This is a genomic window from Paenibacillus sp. S-38 (genome assembly GCF_049942825.1).
Taxonomy (GTDB): Bacteria; Bacillota; Bacilli; order Paenibacillales; family NBRC-103111; genus Paenibacillus_G.
In genome coordinates this window covers 5,300,533-5,319,104 of record NZ_CP187970.1, presented here as the reverse complement: position 1 = coordinate 5,319,104, position 18,572 = coordinate 5,300,533, and the positions used below count along the sequence as shown (strand labels likewise).

Genomic DNA, 18,572 nt, shown 5'->3' with positions numbered 1-18,572 from the left:
GCGGCAGGAAAACGGCTTGCCGCTGCCTGCTTTTTACACCACACCCCAAAATCCAAGGAGGAATATTCCTGTGAAACTGCGTTCGATCTCCCGCCGCCGGCGGCAGCGCCTTCTCAGCTCGGTTCTGTCCCTCGCTCTGCTTGTTCCAGCAGCCGCTTCTCCTGTATCCGCCGCCGATACCGCTGTCGATACCGGCAGCACTTCGTCCACCGTCGTCCTGAAGCGTCAGGCGGAGTATCTCGGCCGCGGTCTGGTCGCCGTGCAGACCGAAGGCGGCATCTTCGTCTCCTGGCGCCTGCTCGGCACGGACAAGAGCGGAACGGCGTTCAATCTGTACCGCGACGGAGTAAAGCTGAACAGCAAGCCGCTCATATCGTCGACGAATTTCCTGGATCCGGCCGGTACGGCGTCGTCGAAGTACACCGTCCGGGCTGTAGTCTCCGGGGTAGAACAGGCGCCGTCGAAGCCGGCGGGCGTATGGGGCAAGAATTATCTCAGCGTGCCGCTGAAGAAGCCGGCGGACGGCGTCAATTCGGACGGCACCGCCTTCACCTACAGCGCCAATGACGCCAGCGCAGGGGATCTCGACGGCGACGGGGAGTACGAGCTTATCGTGAAGTGGGACCCGAGCAATTCCAAGGACAACTCGCAGAACGGGATCACCGGCGAAGTGTTCATCGACGCTTACAAGCAGGACGGCACGTTCCTGTGGCGGATCTCGCTCGGCCGCAACATCCGGGCGGGCGCCCACTATACGCAGTTCATGGTGTATGACTTTGACGGCGACGGCCGGGCGGAAGTAGCGTTCAAGACAGCGGACGGCACGGTCGACGGCACAGGTCAGGTCATCGGCGACGCGTCGGCGGACTACCGCGATGCTTCGGGCCGGGTTCTGTCAGGCCCCGAGTTCCTGTCGATCTTCGACGGACGGACCGGCAGGGTGCTTGATACGGTGCCGTACGATCCTCCTCGGGGCAATGTGAGCGACTGGGGGGACAACTACGGCAACCGGGTCGACCGGTTCCTGGCGGCGGTCGCTTATCTGGACGGCGTGCATCCGAGCCTCGTCATGGCGCGCGGCTATTATACCCGTGCCGTGCTCGCCGCCTACACCTTCCGGGACGGGAAGCTTAGCAAACAATGGACCTTCGACAGCAATATCGAGGGCAGCCAGTATACCGCGCAGGGGAACCACAACCTGAGCGTGGCCGACGTGGACGGCGACGGGCGAGACGAGATCACCTACGGGGCGATGGCCATCGATGATAACGGGAAGCCCCTGTACACGACAGGACTCGGACATGGAGACGCGATCCACCTCGGGGATCTCGATCCGGACCGGCCGGGCCTTGAAGTGTTCCAGGTCCACGAGCATAAGGATGCCGCTGCCGGAATCGAGTTCCGGGATGCGCGTACCGGTGAGATGATCTGGGGCGTGTTCACCGGCAAGGATACGGGACGGGGCATGTCCGCCGATATCGATCCTCGTTACCGCGGGGAGGAGGTGTGGGCGAACGGCCGGCTGTACAGCGATAAAGGGGAGCCGATCGGCACCACGGTCCCTTCGTCCACGAACTTCGGCATCTGGTGGGACGCAGACCCGCTGCGCGAGCTGCTCGACCAGAACCGCATCGACAAGTGGGACTATGAGGCCGGCACGACCCGCAATCTGTTCACCTCACCGGACATCGCCTCGAACAACGGCACGAAGGCGACGCCGAACCTGCAGGCCGATCTCCTCGGTGACTGGCGGGAAGAGGCGGTATGGCGGTCCACCGACTCCTCGGAGCTGCGGATCTACACGACCACCGCGGTCACGGACCGCCGGCTGCCGACGCTCATGCATGATCCCGTGTACAGGCTTGCGGTGGCCTGGCAGAATGTCGGCTACAACCAGCCGCCGCATCCGAGCTTCTACCTCGGCGACGGCATGACGAATCCACCGTCTCCAGCCTTGTACGCGGTCCACCATGCAGCCGTGGATCTGCAGCCGAATCCGATCAACCTCAAGAGCTCCACGACAGCGACCAGCGCGACCGCTTATTTGGAGCTGCCGGACGGGGGAGCGAAGGACATTGATCCGGCCTCGGTGACCCTGAGTGTATACGGCCGCACGCTGAAGCCTCTGGCATCGCCAATCCAGGTGGGCGACTACGATGCGGACGGCTCCAGGGACCTGATGCTGAAATTCGACCGCAAACAGCTGATCCAGGCTCTGCAGGGCGCTCCGTCCAGCGTCAAGGCCGTCTTCCGCGGACGCCTCAAGAACGGCGATGTGCTGGCGGGCGAAACGGTTTTGTCTATTACGCAATAATCAAGCAGTGGGCACAGGCACGACTCCGCCAAGGGGTCGTGCCTTTTGGTCGTTCGGCGGCGGACTCTGGCCAGGCCGGAAGCGATGGGCGCAGATACGGATGACGGCTGTGCAAAAAAGGGCATACTTGCCGGCGCGCGCCTTCCCTCGCCCGTAGTAAGACAGCGTCCAGCCGCGCCGGTGCTCGTAGTAAGTCAGCGTCTAGCCGCGTCATCGCCGCAGTGAGCCGGCGTCTGTGGGGGGACAGCGCCCAGTCCCGAGCCTGCGCGGGTGCTGCGTCAGCCGGTATCCGGTGACAAGGGGCCGCTTCCGCGCCCGCACTGGAAGCTGCGTCAGTGCGTATCCCGCTGTCAACGGCCGTTCCCGCGGCAGCGTTATCCCCGTGGCTTTCTTTGAGTCCCCTTTAACGGAGAGTGTTTTCGCCTTTTTTTGCTGATTACAACCGTCGAAAAGTAGAGTATGATAGGAGTCAGGGTGGAAGAAATGGAAAATAAAGCGTATTCTTGTCCCTCGTCCGATACAATCTGTAGCAGCGGAAAAAGCAGTTCATTTTTCGTGAAGGGTAAGGTGTTCGTAGTGAGCAGAGGATTCATTATGCTGTGGTTAAGCTGCATGCTGTCGCTGCTGTGGGCGGCAGGCGTGCAGGCGGAAGGAGCGGTGTTCATCCGGATTGACAGTCCTTATCCGAACGTTTCTTTTGACCGTGTTCTCCCGATCCGGGCCAGCACGTATTCAGAGCTGGAAGCCGTACGGGCCGTCGCCAAGGTGGAGGACCGCGAGACGGAGCTTGCCTATTCCTGCGAGGGCGGCTGCGAATGGCGCGGGCAGCTCCCGCTCGAAGGGTTAACCAAAGGAGCTAAGCTGCTCACGGTCGTGGTGACCGATGCGCTGGGCGGAACGAGCACGAAGGAAGCTCCTTTTTACTATAACTCGGCCCCTGTGCTGACGAAGATGGAGCCGGGCAGCGAATCGGTGGTGACCGATGGCAGGCTGCACGTCACAGCCTCCGCGGAGGATGACAGCTCGGTGCCGGAGGTTCGCGTCACGGTTACAGGCAATTTCAGCACGATAGCGGAATTCAGCGGACAGGGAAGCGTGGACGAAACTATTGACGTATCGGCCTACGCCGGGCAGGTGCTGGAATACAGCGTCGTGGCGGAGGATGAGCAGGGGGCGCAGAGTCTTTCGGTCCGGCACAAGATTCATGTCACCTCCGATCCGCGCAATGTGCCGGTGGAGTCCGTTCAGGGACGCATTATCGATTTTGACCTCGGACGGTACCTGCTCGAGCGTGTGGATGCAGGGGGGTATGCCCTTATCATCAGGAACCGTGCGGATGGAACGGAGACCGTCATCGCCACCCGGAGCGAATTTAACAACCGGATGGGGCTGACACCGGCCGGAGCGCTGTTTATTCAAAGTCCGGGCACTTCGAACTTCGTTCATTATTGGGCGGACGGTGAGCTGACGAGAGTTCCCTATTCGATGCGGTCCCTGTTCCAGACCAAGGGGAACTACGCATTGTTCGATGTGAAGTCGGCGCCGTACCCTTTCGTCCTCTTTGATACTTCGGTGCCGGGGGCGCCGGCGGAGACGTTCAGCACAGCCTATGAAGTCTCCGAGTTGACCGAAGACGGGGCCTTCTTTTATGCCGAGGGAGACCAGATTTACCGTCATCCGCTGCGGGGGACGGCGGAGCTTTATTTGTCCGGATATGAGAACATCCGGGGGATGTCCGCCAGCGGAGGCCAGCTGATCTTCCACTCGGGGCTCAAGCTGTATTCGTACGACGGCAGCTCGGTGGAAGAAGTGGCGCAGACGCTGCCGGATGGCAGCAGAGCCCATAGGGATTACGAGCTGAACGGCGGCTGGATCGCTTACATGTCCTCCCAGGACGGCGGAACGGAGCTGGTTCTTCGAACGCCCGAAGGAGCGGTAACGAAGGTCGCTTCGGTAAGTGATTCGGCGGAGATCAAGCAGCTGGCCGGTGACGGCCGTCTCGTCTATACTTCCGGTGAGCGGATTTATATTTACCGCCCCGGGGAGAAGGCGCCGGTATCGGCCGGCACCGAGGACAGAGACAACGTGAAGGTCATCGACGGGACTTGGTACAAATCGATCGGGAACACGCTGTTCCGCTTTGAGGTGGCCGGACCGGACACGGAGGGACCGTCATGGCCGGAGGAAGCGCTGAGCGTCACCGGCGTAACCTACCGTTCGGCGGTGCTCCAGTGGCTTCCCGCAGAGGACGGCAGGGGAGTGGCCTCGTACCGGATCTACCGGGACGGAGAACATATGGCTACCGTGGCCGGGGATGTGTACAGTTACGAGGATGACACTCTGGCGCCGTCAACGACCTACGAGTTCTCGGTGGAGGCCTGGGATGCGGCGGGCAACCGCAGCACGGAGAATCCTGCCGTCACGGTGACCACCTCCGCTTACCAGACGGACGATACGTCGCCGCCGGCCTGGCCGGCGGGCAGCGAACTGGCCGTAACGGATGTGACTTACAGCAGCGCGCAGCTGAGCTGGCCGGCGGCGGAGGATGACCGCGGCGTGGCGGCCTATCTCATCTACAGAGACGGTCAGCTGCAGGATACCGTGGGGAGCGCCGTGTACCGCTACGACGCGGCTGGACTGCAGGCGGGCACAGCCTACCGGTTCACGGTAGCGGCCCGGGATGCGGCAGGGAATGTAAGCGAAGCTCCCCTGGCAGCCGCGGTGACGACCGGTGTCTATGGGCCGGACCCTGCCGGGCGCTTGACCTTAGGGGCCAAACCGGGCTTCCTGGAGGTGGGCTCCGTGCTGGAAGTGAATGTGCAGGCGGATGAGGCCGCCGATCTGTATGCTTTCCTGGCGAAGCTTTCCTATGATCCGGCCCGTTTCAAGCTCATGCAGGTGAAGCTGCAGGAGAGCTTCGGCCGGGAAGGGGACACCGCCGTGATCGGACAGTCAAGACCGGCAGCGAACCAGGCGAACGTAACGGGCAGCCTGCTCGGTGACGTACCCGGCCGAAGCGGCAGGGTAGGCCTGCTGACGCTGAAATTCACCGTGCTGCAAAAAGGCGCGGGAAGCCTTGCCCTCGAGTCCGGCTCCACGCTGTCGGACAGCCAAGGGCGGACGGTCCTCCTCGATACGCCGGTCCGGCTGACGGTGCAGGTCGGCGGCGCGGACCTGGACGGTGACGGAACCGCCGGGCTCAGCGATCTGGTGCTGATCGCCAAGTTCAGCGGGACGAAAGCGGGAGAGCCGGGCTACCGGCCCGAATTCGACCTCAATCACAGCGGAGCGGTGGACACAGCGGACGTGGAATATGTGGCGAAGGCCGTGGCGGCCGCGGCTCATTAGAGCCGATAGAGTCGTTTGTTCCTTCCTGCGCAGCGGATATGAAGCGGGAGCACCGCATCAGGCGGTTCCTTCTATGCAGCGTGCAGCGTGCATCGCGCGTCCGGAGGCCGGGGAGACTCATCGCAATCGTGCATCGTTCTTTCCTTCACCGGTCTTCCCCGGGCCGCGAGCATGTCATACGAAGAATTCGTAAGGCCCCGCACGTAAAGTAAATCCGGCAAAAGACAGCCTCCCAGAGCCCCTAGATGCTCCCGGGAAAGTCATTTGCCGGATTTTTTTGTTTTTCCAGCATATACCTTGTAGTAGGACAAGAAATGAAAAGGGGGACTACGGATGAAGCTGTATGTTTCGATCGATATGGAAGGCATTACCGGGCTGGCCGATCCGACCTTCGTGGACTCCGGAGGGCGCAATTACCGAAGGGGCCAGGAGCTCATGACGCTGGAGGCGAATGCGGTCGCGGATACGGCCTTCGGCCTGGGCTGCACGGAGGTGCTCCTCAATGACAGCCACTCCAAGATGAACAATCTGCTCATCGAGCGGCTGCACCCCGAGACGCAGCTGGTTACCGGCGATGTGAAGCCTTACTCGATGGTGCAGGGACTGGCGCCCGGGTACGCGGGCGCGGTGTTTCTCGGGTATCATGCCATGGCGGCGAAGCCGGGCGTACTCAGCCATACGATGATCTTCGGCGTCCGGGGCATGTATATCGGGGAGCATGAGATCGGGGAGCTGGGGTTTAACGCCTATGTGGCGGGATATCACGGGGTTCCCGTCCTGCTGGTCGCGGGGGATGACGAAGCGGCGGCCGAAGCCGAGGCGCTGATCCCGGGCGTCGTAACGGCGGCGGTGAAGCGCCGCATCTCCCGCAGCTCGGCGGTCAGCCTTACGCCGGAGAAGAGCGGGCGGCTCCTGCGGGAGAAAACGGCGGAGGCCCTGGCGGCCCGGGATCGGATTGCTCCGCTGCGCCCTCCGGAGCGCCCGGTGCTCTCGATCGAGTTCGCGAATTACGGGCAGGCCGAGTGGGCGGCCCTGATGCCGGGCACCGCGGTCGAGCCGCACTCGCCTGTGGTCACGTTCGCCGCGAAGGACATTCTGGAAGCATACCGGGCGATGCTTGTGATGACCGAGCTGGCTTCGCGGACCTCATTTTGCTGATAGATTAACCGGCTGCGGGCATAAGCGGGCCTTGTCCACTGCAGGGCTGCCCGGCCAGGAAGGAGGATCCCCCATGCTGCCCTATCTCCTCAAGCGGCTCCTCGTGATGCTGCTGACCCTGTGGCTCATCGTCACGGTCACCTTTGTCCTGATGCATGCGGTGCCCGGCTCCCCGTTCGAGAAGGACGGCCGCAATGCGAACCCGACCGCCGTACAGAACCTGATGGAGCACTATCATCTGGATGAGCCGCTCATCGTTCAGTACGGGCTGTACCTCCGAAGACTGCTATCGCTGGATCTCGGCCCGTCTATCGCCCATTACCCGGACAGCGTGAATGCGATGCTCGCCCGCGGATTCCCCGTCTCGTTCCAGCTCGGTCTGGTGTCGCTCGTGCTTGCTGTCGTCACCGGCGTGTCTCTGGGTACGGCGGCGGCCCTCCGCCAGAACGGCATCATCGATTATGCCGCGATGGGGCTCGCGGTGATCGGCACGGCGGTACCGAGCTTCATCATCGCCCCGCTGCTCATCCAATATGCCGCCGTGGAGTGGAGGCTGCTGCCGGTGGCCACCTGGGGTACGTGGAAGCACGCCGTCCTGCCGGCGCTGGCTCTGGCGGCCGGACCGGTTGCAATGATTGCCAGGCTCACGCGGGCGAGCCTGGCGGAGGTGCTGACGCAGGAGTATATCGACACGGCGCGGGCCAAGGGACTTCCGCCTACCGTGATCGTCCTCAAACACGCCCTGAGGTGCGCCGTCCTGCCGGTCGTGACCCTGATGGGCGCGCTGATGGCCAACGTGCTCACGGGCAGCTTCGTGATTGAGAAGATTTTTGCGATTCCCGGCATGGGCAAATACTTCGTGGACGGCATCAACAACCGGGACTACACGGTGATCATGGGCACCACCGTATTCTACAGCGCGCTTCTGCTCGTGATGATGTTCCTCGTGGACTGCGTCTACGGGTTCATCGATCCCCGCATGAGGCTGCACCGGAAGGAGGTCTGAGCCACATGGAGGTGCCCGATCACTTATTCGTCCCGGCGGCAAGTAGCCGGCAGGGCATCGGCGAGAGCCTGGTCCGCCCCCGGCTCTCCGTCCGGCGGGAGACTTGGCAGCGGCTCCTGAAGAACAAGCTCGCCGCACTTGGTCTGATCCTGATCGTTCTGCTGGCGGGGCTGACGGCAGCCGGTCCCCTGCTGACGGAGCACGATTACGTGAAGCAGGACCTGCTGCATGCGAACGCGGCGCCGTCAGGCCAGCACATTTTCGGTACGGACGAACTGGGGCGCGACATGCTGGCGAGAATCCTATACGGGGCCCGCATCTCCCTGTTCATCGGGGTGGCGGCGGCGCTCATCGACTTCGGCATCGGCGCGGCCTACGGCGGGATCGCCGGCTATTTCGGCGGCCGGACCGACCAGCTTATGATGCGCCTGGTCGATCTGCTGTACGGTATACCGTACCTCCTCGTGGTGATTCTGCTGATGGTCGTCATGGGTCCGGGGCTGCTCACGATCCTCGCCGCCCTCACCGCGACCGGCTGGCTCGGGATGGCGCGGATCGTCCGCGGGCAGGTGCTTCAGCTCCGCTCCGCCGAGTATGTGCTCGCCGCCCGGACCCTGGGGGGGAGTCCCTGGAGGGTGATCACCCGGCACCTGCTTCCGAATACGCTCGGGGTGATCCTCGTGCAGGTGACCTTCTCCGTCCCGTCGGCGATCTTCGCCGAAGCGTTCCTGAGCTTCCTCGGACTCGGCATCCAGCCGCCTCTGGCCTCCTGGGGGGTGATGGCAAATAGCGGGCTGCCCGCGGTGCTCTCGGGGCATTGGTGGCGGCTGTTCTATCCGGCGCTCTTCATCTCACTGACGATGCTGGCGTTCCAGCTGCTGGGGGACGGGCTGCAGCAGGCCCTCCATCCGAAAAGGAGGTAAGCCTTCCATGGAGGATCATACGGGGAATCACCCGCCGAAGGATCACCGGCCAGCCGGAGAGCATGCCGGCAACGGAACATCCGCGAACGCGAGTATCCCAAACGCCGGCACCTCAGGCGCCGGCACCATCTTCGCCCGTACCGCTGATGATCCCAAGGGGGACCCGCTGCTCGAAGTCAGCGATCTGCACGTCTCTTTCGCCGCTCACGGCGGGGTAGTCCAGGCGGTGCGCGGCGTCAGTCTGACACTGCACGCGGGGGAGACGCTGGCTGTCGTCGGGGAGTCCGGCTGCGGCAAGAGCGTGACCGCCCGGGCCCTGATGCGGCTGCTGCCGGAGCGGACGGCGCAGATGAAGCGGGGCAGCATCCGCTACCGGGGGCGGGAGCTGGCCGGCCTCCCGGAGGCCGAGATGCGGCGGCTGCGCGGGCCTGAGCTCGCGATGGTGTTCCAGGATGCGATGACGGCGCTGCATCCGACGCTGACGATCGGCGAGCAGCTCATGGAGGGCCCCCTGCTGCACGGGAGGATGACGCGCAGCGAAGCCCGCAGAAGAGCGCTCGAGGCGCTGGAGGAGGTGGGCATCGGCCAGGGGCCGGCCCGCCTCGGGCAGTATCCCCACGAGTTCAGCGGCGGCATGCGCCAGCGGATCATGATCGCGATGGCGCTGATCTGCCGGCCTTCCGTGCTCCTGGCGGATGAGCCGACCACGGCCCTGGATGTGACGATTCAGGCGCAGATCCTGGACCTGCTGCGGGGCATCCGGCGCGAGCGGGGCGTCTCCGTCCTGCTCATCACGCATGACCTCGGTGTTGTGGCCGAAGCCGCGGACCGGGTCGCCGTCATGTATGCGGGCCGCATCGTGGAGAGCGGCACGGCGGAGGAGCTCTTCCGCAGCCCCCGCCACCCCTATACGCAGGGGCTGCTCGCTTCGATGCCGCGCCTCGATACGCCGAAGGGCCGGCCGCTTCTCTCCATCCCCGGCACGCCTCCGGATCTCTTCGCCCCGCCGCCGGGCTGTGCCTTCGCCCCGCGCTGTCCGAGAGCGATGGAAGTATGCGGAAGCTATGCGCCTGCGGCCACGGTCCTTACACCCACCCAGGCCGCGTCCTGCTGGCTGCTCGACCCCCGTGCCCCGCAGGCCGGTCCAGAGCCGCCGCAGGCAGCCCGTTCTCCTGCTCCCGCCTGGACCCTCCGAAGCCGGTCATCCCATTCCACGAAGGAGAGGATCACATGAAGAACCTGACGGTCCCGCTGGTCACCTGTGCTTTGGCGCTCGTTATCTTTCTGGCCGGCTGCAGCCAGGAAGCGTCCACCCTGCAGGGGGATGCCCCAAAGAAAGAAGCCGCGGCGAAGATCCTGCTGTACAACAACGTCCGTGAACCGACTTCGCTCGATCCGCCGGTCGGCTTTGACATGGTCTCCTATGACATTCTCAACAACATGATGGAAGGACTGACACGGCTCGGGAAGAACCAGACGCCGGAGCCTGCGATGGCGAAGGAATGGAACATTTCACCTGACGGACGGACCGTCACCTTCCTGCTGCGGGACGGGATCAAGTGGTCGAGCGGGGACCCCGTGAAGGCGTCGGACTTCGAATATGCCTGGAAAAGGCTCCTGGACCCCAAGCAGCCGTCGCAGGCGGCCCCGCTGGCGTATATCATCGAGGGAGGGGAGGCGTATAACGCCGGCAGGGGACCGGCGGAGGGGGTCAAGGTCAAGGCGGTCGACGATAAGACGCTGCGGGTGACGCTCACCCGGCCGGCTCCCTGGCTGATTGCGATGACAGCCAATCCGGCGTTTTTTCCGGTGCCTCAAGCTGCCGTGGAGAATAATCCCAAGTGGGCGGCGGAGGCTTCCACACTGCTGAGCAACGGCCCCTTCAAGCCGGCGGAGTGGAAGCATGACGCCGAGCTGAAGCTCGTGAGGAACGAGCACTACTGGGATGCGGCGAACGTGAAGCTGGACGGCGTGACGTTCAAAATGGTCAACGACGCCAATACGGAATACCAGCTTTTCCAGTCCGGGGAGCTGCATATCTCCTCGGTGCCGCCGGACCTCTCCGAGAAGCTGTTCGCAGAGAATAAGGTGACCGTGGAGGACTCGGCGGGCACATACTTTTACCGGTTCAACACCAAGATGCCGCCGTTCGATAACACGTCGATCCGCCGGGCGTTCCTCCTCGCCGTCGATTCGCAGAAGATCGTCGATCTCGTCACGAAGCAGAGGCAGAAGCCGGCGGCAGGCTTTGTCTCTTACGGGCTCAAGGGGCCGGACGGCAGGGATTTCCGCGACGCGGGCGGGAAGCTCGTAACCTTCGATGCCGCGGAGGCCAAGAGGCTGCTGGCGAAGGGCATGGCCGAAGCGGGATATGCAAAGCTGCCCGAGGTGACGCTGACCTATAACAGCAGCGACCTGCACCAGAAGATCGCGCAGACGCTGCAGGCCATGTTCAAGGAGAATCTCGGGGTGGACGTCAAGTTGGCGAATAAGGAGAGCAAGGTACTCGCCGCCGAGCAGAAGGCGCTGCAGCTGCAGATGTCGCGTTCGTCGTTCCTTCCGGATTTTGCGGACCCGATCAACTTCCTGGATGGCTACCAGAGCGGCCATCCGATGAACCGCACGGGCTGGAGTTCGCAGAGGTATGACGGGCTGATCCGGAGCGCCTACATGGAGACCGACGAGCAGCAGCGGTTCTCCCTGATGCACGAAGCGGAGAAGCTGCTGATCGAGGAGGCGCCGATCCTGCCGATTTACTTTTACAGCTCCACGTACCTGCAGAGCGGCAGCGTAACGGACATCGTCCGGCACCCTTACGGATATATTGATTTCAAATGGGCGGATCTCAGATGAGGGAGAAGCCGAACAGCGTTCTTCCCAACATCACCGTCGTCAGAGAGGAAAAGAGTCCATGGAGCACGCGATGATCCGTCCCCCGCGGCTGCGGCCGGGCGATACGGTTGGGGTTACGTCACCGGCGTCCTGCGGGGACCGGGAAGGCATTGTGCGGGCATCGGCCGTCCTGCAGCGGTTCGGCCTGAAGGTGCGGCTCGGGGAGACGCTCTCCCTGAAGCACGGTTATCTGGCCGGCGGAGACGAAGCACGGGCGGCCGAGCTTAATGCGATGTTCGCGGACGAGGAGATCCGGGGGATCTTCTGCGCGCGCGGCGGGTACGGCTCGGGCCGCATGGCCCCGCTCCTCGATTATCAGGCAATCCGGGCAAACCCGAAAATTTTTTGGGGCTACAGCGACATTACGTTCCTGCATGCGGCGATTGGCCGAAGGGCGGGTCTCGTCACCTTCCACGGGGCGATGCTCGTCTGTCTTGCAGACGGGGAGCCGCATCCCGCGACCCTGGAGAGCTTCAGGCAGCTGTTCGAGCCCAGGTTTCTGCGGTATGGGCGGGAGGAAGCCGCGCTGACCTCACTTGTGGGAGGCACTGCGTATGGCAGACTGGCGGGCGGAAACCTTACGCTGCTCGCCAGCACGCTCGGCACCCCGTACGAGATCGATACGCGGGGCAGAATCGTGCTGCTGGAGGATATCGGCGAAGAGCCGTACCGGCTCGACCGGATGCTGAACCAGCTTCAGCAGGCGGGGAAGCTCAGAGCAGCGGCAGGCTTTCTCATCGGAGACTTCCGCGACTGCGCTCCCGTGAAGCGCAAGGATTCGTTCACGGCCGAAGAAGTCATCGCCTATTACATCCGTGCGGCGGGCCGGCCCGCACTGTCGGGCTTTCCGATCGGCCACACGGTTCCGCATATCGGCTTGCCGCTGGGGGCCCTGCTGAGGCTGGATGCCGATGAGGGAACGGTCCGTTGGCTGGAGGCGGGAGTGAGGCCCTAAAGGAGGGACATTCGTATGATCATCGGAATAGCAGCTGTCACGAGTCATTCCATACCGCAGCGCAGGCAGTTCATCACGGCGCTGCGCGCGAAGCATCTTGCGGAATCGGCACTTGAGAAAGTCAGCGCGGAGGGCGACCGAACAGACCGGGGGGCGGCCGAAGACGCGATGCGCCCGGGGGTGGGCTCATGACCGAGCTGAAGGCCATGCAGGCGGCTGTAAGTGTCGCTACGGTGTGGACGTCCCCGGATTCCCCGCGGCCGCTCGATGAGCCCGCGCTCCGGGTGCCTGCGGATGCCGCCGGGTGGGCCCGTACGATGACGCTGGAGGAGAAGCTTGATCTGTACGCGGGCAGCCGGGTGCAGACCCAGATCCTCTACGGCTCTCCGGTGCTCGCGGCTGAGGAGCGCGACGGCTGGACCAAGTTGCTGATCCCGGAGCAGTCCACGGCCAAGGAGCCGCGCGGCTACCCGGGCTGGGTTCCTTCCCGCCAGCTGGCAGCTTCGCTGCCGGAGAGCGGCGGCCCCTGGGCTGTCGTCTGCTCACCGCGGACGGTGCTGAGCTTCGCCGCCACCGGCGAGTGCCTGGAGCTCAGCTTCCTGACGAAGCTGCCCGTCATCGGGGAGACCGGCAGCCGCGTCCGGGTCGACACGCCCCACGGTCCGGGCAGTGTGCCGCGGGCGGATGTGCGGATCTCGGGCACAACCGCCCCGGGAGATCAGGGCGGCGCGCAACCCCCGGCCGCAGGGCAGGCGGGAGAGGAGCTTGTCCGGCAGGGCCTGCGCTTCGCCGGCCTGCCCTACCTGTGGGGCGGCATGTCCTCCTACGGCTACGACTGCTCGGGCTTCGCCCATTCGATGCACCGGGCGCTGGGGCTGCTCATCCCGCGCGATGCCTCCGATCAGGCCGTGCAGGGCGAGCCCGTCGAGGCTGACGGCCTGCTGCCAGGTGATCTGCTGTTTTTTGCCCATGAGCAGGGAAGAGGGCGAGTGCACCACGTCGGCATCTATGCGGGGGAGGGACGGATGCTGCATTCGCCGGACTCGGCCGGACGGATCGAGCTCGTCCGGCTCGCCGGATATAAGCTGGCCGAGGAGCACTGCGCCTCGCGCCGGTACTGGAGCGGCAGGGCGCTCGTGCCGGCCGCTGCGGGCCTTTTTTCGTAGGGGAAGCGCAGGCGGTTCGTTCCTGATTTGAATAGGAATGGGAGACCCTCTTATACTATAGGTATTCCCTTAGGCGATAAGGAGTACCGAATGAACGCACATCTGCTCAATGATCTGATATGGCGGATGGCCGAGGAACTCGGCGTCCGTCATGGTTATACGCTGATTGACAATGACGAGGGCATGCTGACGCTGCGCAGGCAGGAGGGGGTGCGCGTGACCTACCTCTTCCTGCTGCCGCTCTATTACGGCGAATCGCCGGAGGCGCAGCAGGAGCTGATCCGCAGCCAGCTGCAGGAATCCATCGATTGGATGAAGACCTTCGGCAGGCGCAAGTCGGCGCTCGTGCACCGCAAGATCCACCTGTACATCCGCACGTCTCCCGGAGTGCAGACACCGCTTGAGGATCTCGCCAAGATCTCGGTCAGCTCGGTCACGGAGCAGTACCGGGCCGAAGCATGGGCGGCCGATCCGGGACAGCATAAGCTCTTCGCCAGCGAGACGCGGGTGACGGGCAGGGAGTCGCTGGAGCGCATCCTTCGTGAACCAATTCCATCCGAGTATGAGCTTGGGGCGCTGAACGCCTCGATCGAGCGCAGGCACCATGCCATCATCAGGGCGCAGGAAGAGCGGTTCGGCCGCCCAAGGCAGGAGGAATCCGGCAGGCGCAAAGGCTCGCCCGTGACCTTCGCGCTGACGGCGATCAACGTGGTGGTCTGGCTGCTCATGACCGCCTACGGGGGCTCCGATAATCCCGAGACGCTGGTGCGCTTCGGGGCCAAATACAATCCATACATCGACCGCGGCGAATACTGGCGGTGGATAACTCCGATCTTTCTGCATATCGGAGGCCTGCACCTCTGGTTCAACTCGACGGCGCTGCTGTCGATCGGCGGGCGGCTGGAGAGGGGGATCGGCTCGCTGACCTTTGCGCTCTTCTATCTCCTTGCCGGCATAGCCGGCAACATCGCATCCTACACCTTCTCCCCGACGATCTCGGCCGGTGCCTCAGGGGCGATCTTCGGGCTGATGGGCGTGCTGCTCGTCCTCTCGGTGATGGACCCGGATCTCTGGGGGGAGAGCGGGGGCGGCGCCATGTGGGGCGCCCTCGCGATGAACGTGGTGCTTGGCTTTATCGTGCCGGGGATAGATAACTATGCCCACTTCGGCGGACTTGCAGCCGGTGCCGCAGCCGGCTGGGTATATATGACGCTGAAGCGGGCCAGGGTCTCCGCCCGGTAGGGGAGGAGCGATTCGGGGTAAGCTCTTGACAGGTGATGTCGGGAGCTTGCCTTTTTTGGGTTTGGGGCTGCGCAGGGAATGGAGCACTAGAGGGAGGTTGACCGAATGAGGTTGGACGAGGCTTTCTACGAGAGAGATACGGTGACTGCAGCCCGTGAGCTGCTCGGCTGCACGCTGGTGCGCCGCACGGAAGCGGGAGTGATCCGGGTGCGGCTGACGGAGACGGAAGCGTACAAGGGAGGGGAGGACCCGGCTTCGCATGCCTTCCGCGGCGTGACTCCGCGTAATGGGCTCATGTTCGGCAGCTGCGGGATGCTCTATGTGTATTTTATTTACGGCATGCATTACTGCATGAACATCGTCGCCCATGAACCGGGAGGTGTGGGGGCCGTGCTGCTGCGGGGAGCGGAGCTCCTCGAGGGGGAAGCGCTGGTGCGTGCCAACCGGCCCGGCGTGCCGGACAAGGCGCTGCTGAACGGCCCCGGAAAGCTGGCCAAGGGCCTTGGGATCGGCCTCGAGTGGAACGGGCGCAATCTTCTCAGCGACAGGGAGCTGTGGGTGGAGCGGGACCCTTCCGGGGCGCTTCTGCCCTCGGAGGCTTCCCCAAGAATCGGGATCTCGAAGGGACAGGAGCTGCTGTGGAGGTTCACCCCCAAGGAGAATACGGCACCGTAGACGTTTCCTGAATACCGGCGCTTGCGGCCGGAAAATCGGATGGTGAGTTTTCGTACGCGTTTTTGTCCCTGTCCAAAAGGGTAAGTAGTGGCGTAGTCCTGCAGGCTAAGGCTGACAGGCATAAACCCAACCTTTGGTGAAAGGCGAGAGGAGCTGGCGTACATGAGAGCGGTAACCTATCAGGGCAAAAAACAGGTCAAGGTCAAAGAGGTGCAGGACCCGATTATCGAGAAGGGCGACGATATTCTCGTCCGGATCACCTCGACGGCGATCTGCGGCTCGGACATCCATCTGGTGAATGGGATGGTCCCCGGCATGCCGGAGGGCTATGTCATCGGCCACGAACCGATGGGGATTGTGGAGGAGGTCGGTCCGGAGGTCACGCGGGTCAAAAAAGGCGACCGGGTCATCATTCCGTTCAACGTGTCGTGCGGCGAATGCTTCTACTGCAGGAACCAGCTCGAGAGCCAGTGCGATAACTCCAACGATAACCCCGTCGATGACACGGGGGCCTATCTCGGGTATTCGGAGTCGTACGGCGGGTATGCCGGCGGCCAGGCGGAGCTGCTGCGGGTACCCTACGGCAACTTCATGCCGTTCGTCATCCCGCCGGAAGCGGAGGTAACCGACGAGCAGGTGCTCTTCCTCTCCGATATTCTCCCGACGGCTTACTGGGCGGTGGACAACTCGGGCGTGAAGCCCGGGGATACGGTCATCGTGCTAGGCAGCGGACCGGTCGGGCTGCTTACCCAGAAGTTCGCCTGGCAGCGGGGCGCGAAGCGCGTCATCGCCGTAGACCACCTCGATTACCGGCTGTTCCATGCCCGCAATACGAACCGGGTGGAGACGTTCAACTTCAAAGATGCGGATAATCTCGAGGCACATCTCTATGAGATTACCGGCGGCGGAGCCGATGTGGTCATTGACTGCGTAGGGATGGACGGGGAGAAGTCGGTTGTCGAGAAGCTGGAGACGGCCCTGAAGCTCCAGGGCGGCACGCTCGGGCCGATCCAGACGGCCCGGCAGATCGTCCGCAAGGGCGGCACGATCCAGCTCATCGGGGTCTACGGGATGAATTACAATATGTTCCCGCTGGGAGACCTGTTCGCCCGCAATATTACGCTGAAAATGGGACAAGCACCGGTCATTCACTATATGCCGGAGCTGTTCGCGCAGATCTCTACAGGCAGGCTCGATCCGACGGACATCATTACGCACCGGCTGCCGCTGACCGAGGCGGAACGGGGGTATGAGGTGTTCACGGACAAGCTGGAGGACTGTATCAAGGTCGTATTGAAGCCTTAGCGCTAACGCAGCATCCCAATCGGCATGGAACGGAGGGGCTCCCGGGTGGACGGGAGTCCCTTAGGCTTTTTTGTGCCGCTTCTATGTGCCGCTGTGCCCGGGCTGCTCTCACTTGCTTCTGCGGCCTTCATCAGACCAGCCCCGCGAAGTACTTGATCTTTCGGTCGATCAGAGAAGCCAAGGCCAGCACGCCAAGGCAGCAGAGCAGATATAGCACCCAGTAGACCGGCGGGGACAGAAAAAGGATCAGCCTTCCCGTATGAACCAGCCACTGCTGCAGTCCCCAGAAGACCGGGAGGGCCGCCCCCCGCCATAGAAGGCTGCGGGTCGAATAGATCACGCCTGCCAGCACGGCGGCCTTCACCAGGGCATCCAGAGTGGCAAGCATGACGTCGTCGTGATAAGGGTCCGCGAAGACTCCGGCTTGAAACAAGCGGGTACCCGTTACCGAGAGGACGAACATCATGGTGGCGGCCAGGGCGAACGACGCCAGGAAGAGCATGAGGAAGGCCAGCGGACGGGAGCCTTTCTGCAGCTGTGCCACACCGATGCGGATCAGATAAAAGAAAAAGGCGAGAGCCGCAAGCGTATAGGGGATTCTCCACCAGTGCAGCTCGTAGACGCCCAGCCGAGTGAAGAGCCATTCCACAGAGCAGGTGGCCAGAATGATGCAGAAGACCGCGGGCCGCTGCAGCCGGAGCATGACGACCAGAACGCCCAGGGTCGGAATGGTGAACAGATTCGAGATGATGGCCCCGATCACATTGTCTTGATAAGGCCGATGCGGAAGGACCCGGGGAAGGTAGGTATAACTGTCAAGCAGCACCATAATGACATACTCGAACATAAACACCATACCGGTGAAGGCCAGCAGCAGGAGGAACATCCAAGGCTGTCTCGTACGCAGCCATACCAGAAGCAGAAGGAGGAGGTCCACGGTACTCAGGAGGAGATACGGAACGGCATGGTGCATGGAACGGCTTCCTCCTTTTGACGGATGATATCGCCCCTATTTTTTCCGGAATGCCGTGCATCCTATACTTTACGCCCCGTTCGAAGAACGCTGTTTCTTGGTTCCTGGTCCCACTTATGGCACTATAGGAGTGTTCCAAGCCTTATATTCAAGGAGGAGAAATGAAGATGGAAGCATCTCATCAGCCGATTGCCTCGGGGGCAGGTTTGAAGCTGCTTGAACAGGTCAGGGCCGCCTGTGCCGCTCTGCCGGAGGCGGTGGAGAAGGTGGACGGCTTCGGGCACACCACCTTCCGTGTGGGGGACAAGCCCTTCGTATTTATGGGAGAGAACGCAGCGGACGGGGTCTCCATCTCTATCAAGGCCGACAAGGAAACGCAGGCGTTCCTGCTGGAGAAGGGGCCATACGTCCGAACGCCCTATATTGGCCAGCACGGCTGGGTCACCGTTAAGCCTCCTGATGCCGTACCCTGGGAGGAGCTCTGTGATCTCATTACGGAGGGGTATGGACGAACGGCGCCGAAGCGGCTTTTGAAGAAGTTCCTCGACTCAAGGAAAGCAGACGGCTAGTGCGCGTTTTCATCGGCTGTGCGGCGGAAGTCATTGTTCCTCCGGT

Annotated in this window: 15 protein-coding genes; 14 read left to right on the top strand and 1 reads right to left on the bottom strand. The window is 63.1% G+C overall.

Annotation, left to right across the window (positions count from 1 at the left end):
* Positions 1–70 precede the first annotated feature (70 nt).
* From ACP26L_RS23300 to ACP26L_RS23240, 13 genes are all read left to right on the top strand, one after another.
* Positions 71–2,314 carry a rhamnogalacturonan lyase gene (locus ACP26L_RS23300; protein WP_426446815.1) on the top strand — a complete coding sequence of 748 codons (2,244 nt, stop codon included), beginning with the start codon at positions 71–73 and terminating at the stop codon, positions 2,312–2,314.
* Between the two features lie 594 nt (positions 2,315–2,908).
* Positions 2,909–5,662: a fibronectin type III domain-containing protein gene (locus ACP26L_RS23295; protein WP_426446813.1), complete on the top strand. Its 2,754-nt coding sequence runs from the start codon at positions 2,909–2,911 to the stop codon at positions 5,660–5,662.
* 333 nt (positions 5,663–5,995) lie between these two features.
* On the top strand, positions 5,996–6,820 hold the full coding sequence (locus ACP26L_RS23290; protein WP_426446812.1) for a M55 family metallopeptidase: 825 nt from the start codon (positions 5,996–5,998) through the stop codon (positions 6,818–6,820).
* 73 nt (positions 6,821–6,893) lie between these two features.
* The gene (locus ACP26L_RS23285; protein WP_426446810.1) at positions 6,894–7,826 is read left to right on the top strand and encodes an ABC transporter permease; all 933 of its coding nucleotides are present in this window, start codon (positions 6,894–6,896) and stop codon (positions 7,824–7,826) included.
* A gap of 5 nt (positions 7,827–7,831) precedes the next feature.
* On the top strand, positions 7,832–8,749 hold the full coding sequence (locus ACP26L_RS23280) for an ABC transporter permease (protein WP_426446809.1): 918 nt from the start codon (positions 7,832–7,834) through the stop codon (positions 8,747–8,749).
* 7 nt (positions 8,750–8,756) lie between these two features.
* Positions 8,757–9,983 carry an ABC transporter ATP-binding protein gene (locus ACP26L_RS23275; RefSeq protein ID WP_426446807.1) on the top strand — a complete coding sequence of 409 codons (1,227 nt, stop codon included), beginning with the start codon at positions 8,757–8,759 and terminating at the stop codon, positions 9,981–9,983.
* Positions 9,980–11,602, top strand: a complete 1,623-nt coding sequence (locus ACP26L_RS23270) for a peptide ABC transporter substrate-binding protein (protein ID WP_426446805.1) — start codon at positions 9,980–9,982, stop codon at positions 11,600–11,602. The genes ACP26L_RS23275 and ACP26L_RS23270 overlap by 4 nt, the downstream gene beginning before the upstream one ends.
* 58 nt (positions 11,603–11,660) lie before the next feature.
* Positions 11,661–12,596 (top strand): S66 peptidase family protein, encoded by a 936-nt coding sequence (locus ACP26L_RS23265; protein WP_426446803.1) that lies wholly within the window; start codon positions 11,661–11,663, stop codon positions 12,594–12,596.
* Positions 12,597–12,611: 15 nt separating this feature from the next.
* A complete protein-coding gene (locus ACP26L_RS23260) occupies positions 12,612–12,788 on the top strand; it encodes a hypothetical protein (RefSeq protein WP_426446801.1) in 177 nt (58 codons plus the stop codon).
* Positions 12,785–13,762 (top strand): NlpC/P60 family protein, encoded by a 978-nt coding sequence (locus tag ACP26L_RS23255; protein WP_426446799.1) that lies wholly within the window; start codon positions 12,785–12,787, stop codon positions 13,760–13,762. Before ACP26L_RS23260 ends, ACP26L_RS23255 begins: the two co-directional genes overlap by 4 nt.
* 90 nt (positions 13,763–13,852) lie before the next feature.
* Positions 13,853–15,004 (top strand): rhomboid family intramembrane serine protease, encoded by a 1,152-nt coding sequence (locus tag ACP26L_RS23250; RefSeq protein ID WP_426446797.1) that lies wholly within the window; start codon positions 13,853–13,855, stop codon positions 15,002–15,004.
* 105 nt (positions 15,005–15,109) lie between these two features.
* The gene (locus ACP26L_RS23245; protein ID WP_426446795.1) at positions 15,110–15,679 is read left to right on the top strand and encodes a DNA-3-methyladenine glycosylase; all 570 of its coding nucleotides are present in this window, start codon (positions 15,110–15,112) and stop codon (positions 15,677–15,679) included.
* A 162-nt stretch (positions 15,680–15,841) separates the two neighbouring features.
* Complete coding sequence (locus tag ACP26L_RS23240) at positions 15,842–16,984, top strand: zinc-dependent alcohol dehydrogenase (protein WP_426446793.1); 1,143 nt, start codon at positions 15,842–15,844, stop codon at positions 16,982–16,984.
* Positions 16,985–17,114: 130 nt separating this feature from the next.
* Here ACP26L_RS23240 and ACP26L_RS23235 read toward each other — a convergent pair whose 3' ends face one another.
* On the bottom strand, positions 17,115–17,957 hold the full coding sequence (locus ACP26L_RS23235) for a hypothetical protein (RefSeq protein WP_426446791.1): 843 nt from the start codon (positions 17,955–17,957) through the stop codon (positions 17,115–17,117).
* Positions 17,958–18,124: 167 nt separating this feature from the next.
* Here ACP26L_RS23235 and ACP26L_RS23230 point away from each other — a divergent pair, with 167 nt between their 5' ends.
* Positions 18,125–18,526, top strand: a complete 402-nt coding sequence (locus ACP26L_RS23230) for an MmcQ/YjbR family DNA-binding protein (RefSeq protein WP_426446790.1) — start codon at positions 18,125–18,127, stop codon at positions 18,524–18,526.
* Positions 18,527–18,572 lie beyond the last annotated feature (46 nt).

Excerpts from the sequence above, each read along its gene's own strand:
- ACP26L_RS23295 (WP_426446813.1), top strand. The coding sequence starts at position 2,909 with ATGCTGTGGTTAAGCTGCATGCTGTCGCTGCTGTGGGCGGCAGGCGTG.
- ACP26L_RS23290 (WP_426446812.1), top strand. The coding sequence starts at position 5,996 with ATGAAGCTGTATGTTTCGATCGATATGGAAGGCATTACCGGGCTGGCC.
- ACP26L_RS23285 (WP_426446810.1), top strand. The coding sequence starts at position 6,894 with ATGCTGCCCTATCTCCTCAAGCGGCTCCTCGTGATGCTGCTGACCCTG.
- ACP26L_RS23280 (WP_426446809.1), top strand. The coding sequence starts at position 7,832 with ATGGAGGTGCCCGATCACTTATTCGTCCCGGCGGCAAGTAGCCGGCAG.
- ACP26L_RS23275 (WP_426446807.1), top strand. The coding sequence starts at position 8,757 with ATGGAGGATCATACGGGGAATCACCCGCCGAAGGATCACCGGCCAGCC.
- ACP26L_RS23270 (WP_426446805.1), top strand. The coding sequence starts at position 9,980 with ATGAAGAACCTGACGGTCCCGCTGGTCACCTGTGCTTTGGCGCTCGTT.
- ACP26L_RS23265 (WP_426446803.1), top strand. The coding sequence starts at position 11,661 with ATGGAGCACGCGATGATCCGTCCCCCGCGGCTGCGGCCGGGCGATACG.
- ACP26L_RS23260 (WP_426446801.1), top strand. The coding sequence starts at position 12,612 with ATGATCATCGGAATAGCAGCTGTCACGAGTCATTCCATACCGCAGCGC.
- ACP26L_RS23255 (WP_426446799.1), top strand. The coding sequence starts at position 12,785 with ATGACCGAGCTGAAGGCCATGCAGGCGGCTGTAAGTGTCGCTACGGTG.
- ACP26L_RS23250 (WP_426446797.1), top strand. The coding sequence starts at position 13,853 with ATGAACGCACATCTGCTCAATGATCTGATATGGCGGATGGCCGAGGAA.
- ACP26L_RS23245 (WP_426446795.1), top strand. The coding sequence starts at position 15,110 with ATGAGGTTGGACGAGGCTTTCTACGAGAGAGATACGGTGACTGCAGCC.
- ACP26L_RS23240 (WP_426446793.1), top strand. The coding sequence starts at position 15,842 with ATGAGAGCGGTAACCTATCAGGGCAAAAAACAGGTCAAGGTCAAAGAG.
- ACP26L_RS23235 (WP_426446791.1), bottom strand. The coding sequence starts at position 17,957 with ATGCACCATGCCGTTCCGTATCTCCTCCTGAGTACCGTGGACCTCCTC.
- ACP26L_RS23230 (WP_426446790.1), top strand. The coding sequence starts at position 18,125 with ATGGAAGCATCTCATCAGCCGATTGCCTCGGGGGCAGGTTTGAAGCTG.